The organism is Streptomyces solincola, assembly GCF_002982015.1.
GTDB lineage: Bacteria > Actinomycetota > Actinomycetes > Streptomycetales > Streptomycetaceae > Streptomyces > Streptomyces solincola.
Genome location: NZ_PVLV01000203.1, coordinates 1 through 5,900, shown reverse-complemented (window position 1 = coordinate 5,900; position 5,900 = coordinate 1). Strand labels below are relative to the sequence as shown.

The 5,900-nt window shown below is 71.1% G+C and carries 6 protein-coding genes; 4 read left to right on the top strand and 2 right to left on the bottom strand.

Features of this window, described 5'->3' with window-relative positions:
* Nucleotides 1-41 precede the first annotated feature (41 nt).
* Genes C6N75_RS14765 through C6N75_RS14755 form a run of 3 tightly spaced genes read left to right on the top strand, consistent with a single transcriptional unit; the run spans nucleotide 42 to nucleotide 1,978 of the window.
* Nucleotides 42-722 carry a response regulator gene (locus C6N75_RS14765; protein ID WP_105869361.1) on the top strand — a complete coding sequence of 227 codons (681 nt, stop codon included), beginning with the start codon at nucleotides 42-44 and terminating at the stop codon, nucleotides 720-722.
* A gap of 38 nt (nucleotides 723-760) precedes the next feature.
* Nucleotides 761-1,159, top strand: coding sequence for an OB-fold nucleic acid binding domain-containing protein (locus C6N75_RS14760; RefSeq protein ID WP_105869360.1), 399 nt, complete (start codon nucleotides 761-763; stop codon nucleotides 1,157-1,159).
* Nucleotides 1,160-1,162: 3 nt separating this feature from the next.
* On the top strand, nucleotides 1,163-1,978 hold the full coding sequence (locus tag C6N75_RS14755; protein WP_105869359.1) for a DUF3159 domain-containing protein: 816 nt from the start codon (nucleotides 1,163-1,165) through the stop codon (nucleotides 1,976-1,978).
* A 172-nt stretch (nucleotides 1,979-2,150) separates the two neighbouring features.
* On the opposite strand, the gene C6N75_RS14750 is transcribed toward C6N75_RS14755, so the two are convergent.
* Both C6N75_RS14750 and C6N75_RS14745 read right to left on the bottom strand, forming a co-directional pair.
* Nucleotides 2,151-2,828, bottom strand: coding sequence for a potassium channel family protein (locus C6N75_RS14750; RefSeq protein ID WP_105869358.1), 678 nt, complete (start codon nucleotides 2,826-2,828; stop codon nucleotides 2,151-2,153).
* Nucleotides 2,828-3,499, bottom strand: a complete 672-nt coding sequence (locus C6N75_RS14745) for a potassium channel family protein (protein WP_105869357.1) — start codon at nucleotides 3,497-3,499, stop codon at nucleotides 2,828-2,830. The genes C6N75_RS14750 and C6N75_RS14745 overlap by 1 nt, the downstream gene beginning before the upstream one ends.
* 283 nt (nucleotides 3,500-3,782) lie before the next feature.
* Here C6N75_RS14745 and C6N75_RS14740 point away from each other — a divergent pair, with 283 nt between their 5' ends.
* A complete protein-coding gene (locus C6N75_RS14740; RefSeq protein WP_105869356.1) occupies nucleotides 3,783-5,846 on the top strand; it encodes an APC family permease in 2,064 nt (687 codons plus the stop codon).
* Nucleotides 5,847-5,900: the final 54 nt, after the last annotated feature.

The window sequence follows — 5,900 nt, the reverse complement described above, 5'->3', positions numbered from 1 at the left end:
CCCCCCTCCCCGGCCCCTTCCCTGGAGAAAGCAGGCCCCACATGACCCGGGTGCTCGTAGTGGACGACGAGCCGCAGATCGTCCGCGCCCTGGTGATCAACCTCAAGGCCCGCGGCTACGAGGTCGACTCCGCGCCCGACGGGGCCGGCGCCTTGGAGCTGGCCGCCGGCCGCCACCCCGACGTGATCGTCCTGGACCTGGGCCTGCCCGACATGGACGGCGTCGACGTGATCACCGCGCTGCGGGGCTGGACCCGCGTACCGGTCCTGGTGCTGTCCGCCCGGCAGACCTCCGACGAGAAGGTCCAAGCCCTGGACGCGGGCGCGGACGACTACGTCACCAAGCCGTTCGGCATGGACGAGCTGCTGGCCCGGCTGCGGGCCGCCGTCCGCCGCGCCGAGCCGGCCGGCGGCGAGGGCCCCGCCGTGGTGGCGGTGCCCGGCTTCACCGTGGACCTGGCCGCCCGCAAGGTGCAGCGGGACGGCCGGGACGTGCGCCTCACCCCCACCGAGTGGCACCTGCTGGAGGTGCTGGTGCGCAACAGCGGCCGTCTCGTGGGCCAGAAGCAGCTCCTGCGGGAGGTGTGGGGACCGTCGTACGGGACGGAGACCAACTACCTGCGCGTGTACATGGCGCAGTTGCGACGCAAGCTGGAGGCCGACCCCTCCCACCCCCGGCACTTCATCACCGAGCCGGGAATGGGCTACCGCTTCGAACGCTGAGGCCGGTCCGGGTCCGAAGCGGCCGGTAGGCTTTCGGTATGAGCGCAACCCCGCGAACCGAGAAGCCGGCCGGCCGTTTCCGCCGGATGCTCGACCGGCTGTCCAGTTCCCAGGGGGACCTGGAGTCGCAGGAGCTCCGGGAGGACACCCGGGTCTCCGGTTGCCTCCGCATCTCCGACTGCGACGACCGCCAGATCGTCAAGGTCACTGGTACCTTGCGGACGGTCACCCTGCGTCCCCGGGCCGGTGTGCCCGCCCTGGAGGCGGAGCTCTTCGACGGGACGGCCCCGCTGGACGTGGTGTGGCTGGGCCGGCGCTCCATCACGGGCATAGAGCCGGGCCGCAAGCTCATCGCCTCCGGCCGGGTCTCCATGAGCCACGGCCGCAGGGTCCTCTTCAACCCCAAATACGAACTCCGACCGCTCGGACAGGAGTAGCCGGTGACGTCCTACGACAAGCCGACCCCCACCGACCAGGACGCCCCGCGCGCACACGACCCCCAGGCGGCGACGCCGAAGACGGTGACCGAGGCCGCCCTGTTCGAAGCCTTCGGCGGCCTGCGCGGCCTGGTGGAGACCGTTCTCCCCGGCCTGCTGTTCGTCACCATCTACACGATCAACCAGAACCTGCACCTGTCCGCGCTCGCCGCGCTCGCGGTGTCGCTGGTGCTGCTGGCGGCCCGGCTGCTGCGCAAGGGCACCATGAAGCACGCCTTCAGCGGCGTCTTCGGCATCGTCTTCGGCGTGGTCTTCGCGATGATGACCGGCAACGCCAAGGACTTCTACCTGCCCGGCATGCTCTACACGCTCGGCCTGGCCCTGGCCTACTGCGTGACCGCGCTCGCCGGCGTGCCGCTGATCGGCCTGATCCTCGGCCCGGTGTTCAAGGAGAACCTCTCCTGGCGCACTCGCAACCCCGGCCGCAAGAAGGCGTACACCAAGGCGAGCTGGGCCTGGGGCCTGATCCTGCTCGCCAAGTGCGCCGTCCTCTTCCCGATGTACTGGTGGGCCGACACCACCAAGTTCGGCTGGGTGCTGATCGCCCTGAAGATCCCGCCGTTCCTGCTGGCGGTCTACTTCACCTGGGTCTTCCTCTCCAAGGCGCCGCCGCCGATCGACGTCTTCGCCGAGATGGAGGCCGAGGAGAAGGCCGAGAAGGAGCGCGAGGCCGCCGCCACGGCGCAGTCCGCGGCGCAGATCCCGCCCCACGCCACGCCGCACACCCAGGCGCGGCCGCAGCCCGACGCCGAGCTGTAGCAGGCAGCTCACGCCCCGCTCCGGCGACGGCGGGGCGGGCTTCCACGAGCCCCCGGCACGCTCCCACGGACAGGGGCCCGGGTGGACACGGTCACCCGACCGTGCCACCCGGGCCCCTCTCCGTACCCCTTCCGTCCCCGTCGCGAACCCCGAGGTCCTCCCCGGTCCCCGGTCAGTCCCCGGCGCCCTCGCGCCGGACCGACAGCAGCTCCTCAAGCTGCTCCTCGCGCGCCTGCGCGGCGACGAACAGCAGCTCGTCCCCGGCCTCCAGGGTCTCCTCGGGGTGCGGGGTCAGCACCCGCGAGCCGCGGATGATCGTCACCAGCGAGGTGTCCTGCGGCCAGTCCACGTCACCCACCGACGTCCCGGTGACCGGCGACTCCGGCGGCAGCGTCAGCTCGACCAGGTTGGCGTCGCCGTGGCTGAAGCGCAGCAGCCGGACCAGGTCGCCGACGCTCACCGCCTCCTCCACCAGCGCCGACATCAGGCGCGGCGTCGAGACGGCCACGTCCACGCCCCAGGACTCGTTGAACAGCCACTCGTTCTTCGGGTTGTTCACCCGGGCGACCACCCGCGGCACCGCGTACTCGGTCTTCGCCAGCAGCGAGACGACCAGGTTCACCTTGTCGTCGCCGGTGGCCGCGATCACCGTGTTGCAGCGCTGGAGCGCCGCCTCGTCCAGCGAGGTGATCTCGCAGGCGTCGGCCAGCAGCCACTCCGCCAGCGGCACCCGCTCCACCGAGATGGCGGTCGGCGCCTTGTCGATCAGCAGCACCTCGTGCCCGTTCTCCAGCAGCTCGCCCGCGATGGAGCGGCCCACCGCGCCGGCGCCCGCGATAGCGACCCGCATCAGTGACCACTCTCCCCGTCAGGCCCCTCGGCGAACGCCGCCTCGACCTTCTCGATCTCGTCCGTCCGCATCATCACGTGCACCAGGTCCCCCTCCTGGAGGACCGTCTGCGAGGTGGGCAGGACCGCCTCGCCCAGCCGCGTGAGGAACGCCACCCGCACCCCGGTCTCCTCCTGGAGCCGGCTGACCTTGTAGCCGATCCACGCCGGTGAGGTGTGCACCTCGGCCAACTGCACCCCGCCGCTCGGATCGCGCCACAGCGGTTCCGCGCCGGACGGCAGCAGCCGCCGCAGCATCTGGTCGGCCGTCCAGCGCACGGTGGCGACCGTCGGGATGCCGAGCCGCTGGTAGACCTCGGCCCGCTTCGGGTCGTAGATGCGGGCCGCGACGTTCTCGATGCCGAACATCTCCCGCGCCACCCGGGCCGCGATGATGTTGGAGTTGTCGCCGCTGCTCACCGCGGCGAACGCGCCGGCCTCCTCGATCCCCGCCTCACGCAGGGTGTCCTGGTCGAACCCGACTCCGGTGACCCGCCGCCCGCCGAAGCCCGAGCCCAGCCGGCGGAACGCCGTCGGGTCCTGGTCCACGACGGCGACCGTGTGCCCCTGCTGCTCCAGGGTCTGCGCGAGCGCGGCGCCGACCCGGCCGCACCCCATGATGACGATGTGCACGTCCGCTACCCCGCACTCCTGGCCGCCGTGAAGGCCACCGTGACGACCTGCGAAAACACCCTGCTCACTCTTCTCTCTCGGTCTCTCTCGGCCCGCGTGCGGTGCTGTCCGACACCGAGCTTATTCCGCCACCCCCGGCAGGCCCGCATCGCGGGGCCCCGACGCGGCCCCTCCTGCCCGGTCGGCGCTGATCAAGCACCGGCGCGTTAAGGGCGCGCAATGATTTCCCGGCGGCGGGGTGGGAGGTGCGTACGGCCGATTTGGACCGCTTACGATCCTCTGCGTGTCCAAACTGACCGACGTGCCCAAACGGATCCTGATCGGCCGGGCGCTGCGCAGCGACAGGCTGGGGGAGACCCTCCTCCCCAAGCGCATCGCCCTGCCCGTCTTCGCGTCCGACCCGCTCTCCTCGGTGGCGTACGCGCCCGGCGAGGTCCTGCTGGTGCTCTCCATCGCGGGCGTGTCGGCCTACCACTTCAGCCCCTGGATCGCGGTCGCCGTCGTGGTCCTGATGTTCACCGTCGTCGCCTCCTACCGGCAGAACGTGCACGCCTACCCCAGCGGCGGCGGCGACTACGAGGTCGCCAACACCAACCTCGGCCCGCGCGCCGGCCTCACCGTCGCCAGCGCCCTGCTCGTCGACTACGTGCTCACCGTCGCCGTCTCCATCTCCTCCGGCGTGGAGAACCTCGGCTCCGCCATCCCCTTCGTCGTCGAGCACAAGGTCTTCTCGGCCATCGCCGTGATCGTGCTCCTGACCGTGATGAACCTGCGCGGCGTACGCGAGTCCGGCAAGCTCTTCGCCATCCCCACCTACGTCTTCGTGGCCGGCGTCTTCATCATGATCGCCTGGGGCGCGTTCCAGACCCTCGTCCTCGGCGACACCATGAAGGCCCCCACCGCCGACTTCGAGATCAAGCCCGAACACCAGGGCCTGGCCGGCTTCGCCCTGGTCTTCCTGCTGCTGCGGGCCTTCTCCTCCGGCTGCGCCGCGCTCACCGGCGTGGAGGCGATCAGCAACGGCGTCCCCGCCTTCCGCAAGCCCAAGAGCCGCAACGCCGCCACCACCCTCGCCCTGATGGGCGGCCTGGCCGTCACCATGTTCTGCGGCATCATCGCCCTGGCCATGGCCTCCGGCGTCAAGATGGCCGAGCAGCCCGCCACCGACCTCATCCGCGACGGACAGGCGGTCGGCGCGGACTACGTCCAGAACCCGGTGATCTCCCAGGTCGCCGCCGCCGTCTTCGGGCAGGGCACCTTCTTCTTCGTCGTCCTGGCCGCCGCGACCGCCCTGGTCCTCTTCCTGGCCGCCAACACCGCCTACAACGGCTTCCCGCTGCTCGGCTCGATCCTGGCCCAGGACCGCTACCTGCCGCGCCAGCTCCACACCCGCGGCGACCGGCTCGCCTTCTCCAACGGCATCGTGCTGCTCGCCGGCGCCGCGATGCTGCTGGTCGGGATCTACGAGGCCGACTCCACCAAGCTGATCCAGCTCTACATCGTCGGCGTCTTCGTCTCCTTCACCCTCAGCCAGACCGGCATGGTCCGGCACTGGAACCGCCACCTGCGCACCGAGCGCGACCCCGCGGTCCGCCGCCGGATGGTCCGCTCCCGCGCCATCAACGCCTTCGGCGCCACCTTCACCGGCCTGGTCCTCGTCGTCGTCCTGGCCACCAAGTTCACCCACGGGGCCTGGGTCGCGCTGCTCGGCATGGTCATGTTCTACGGCGTGATGAGCGCCATCCGGAAGCACTACGACCGGGTGGCCGCCGAGATCTCCGCCCCCGACGAGCCCGGCGACGAGACCGCCCGCCCCTCCCGCGTGCACTCCATCGTCCTCGTCTCCAAGGTCCACCGCCCCACCCTGCGGGCCGTCGGCTACGCCAAGCTCATGCGCTCCGACAAGCTCGAAGCCCTCAGCGTCAACGTCGACCCCGCCGAGACCAAGGCGCTGCGCGCCGAGTGGGAACGCCGCGGCATCAACGTCCCCCTCAAGATCCTCGACTCGCCCTACCGCGAGATCACCCGCCCGGTCATCGAGTACGTCAAGTCCATCCGCCGGGAGAACCCGCGCGACGCGGTCAGCGTGATCATCCCCGAGTACGTCGTCGGCCACTGGTACGAGCACCTGCTGCACAACCAGAGCGCCCTGCGCCTCAAGGGCCGCCTCCTCTTCACCCCGGGCGTCATGGTCACCTCGGTGCCCTACCAGCTCCAGTCCTCCGAGGCCGCCAAGCGCCGCGCCAAGAAGCGCTCCGAATGGAACGCCCCCGGCGCCGTCCGCCGCGGCCCCGTCGACCAGCGCCACCACCACAAGGAACGCGCCCAGCAGGGGGCGAAGGACTGAGGGCGTAGGGCGGGGCCGCGGCGGACGGCGCCGGGGGCGTTCCATTCGGAGCGC

Excerpts from the sequence above, each read along its gene's own strand:
- C6N75_RS14750 (WP_105869358.1), bottom strand. The coding sequence starts at position 2,828 with ATGCGGGTCGCTATCGCGGGCGCCGGCGCGGTGGGCCGCTCCATCGCG.
- C6N75_RS14760 (WP_105869360.1), top strand. The coding sequence starts at position 761 with ATGAGCGCAACCCCGCGAACCGAGAAGCCGGCCGGCCGTTTCCGCCGG.
- C6N75_RS14765 (WP_105869361.1), top strand. The coding sequence starts at position 42 with ATGACCCGGGTGCTCGTAGTGGACGACGAGCCGCAGATCGTCCGCGCC.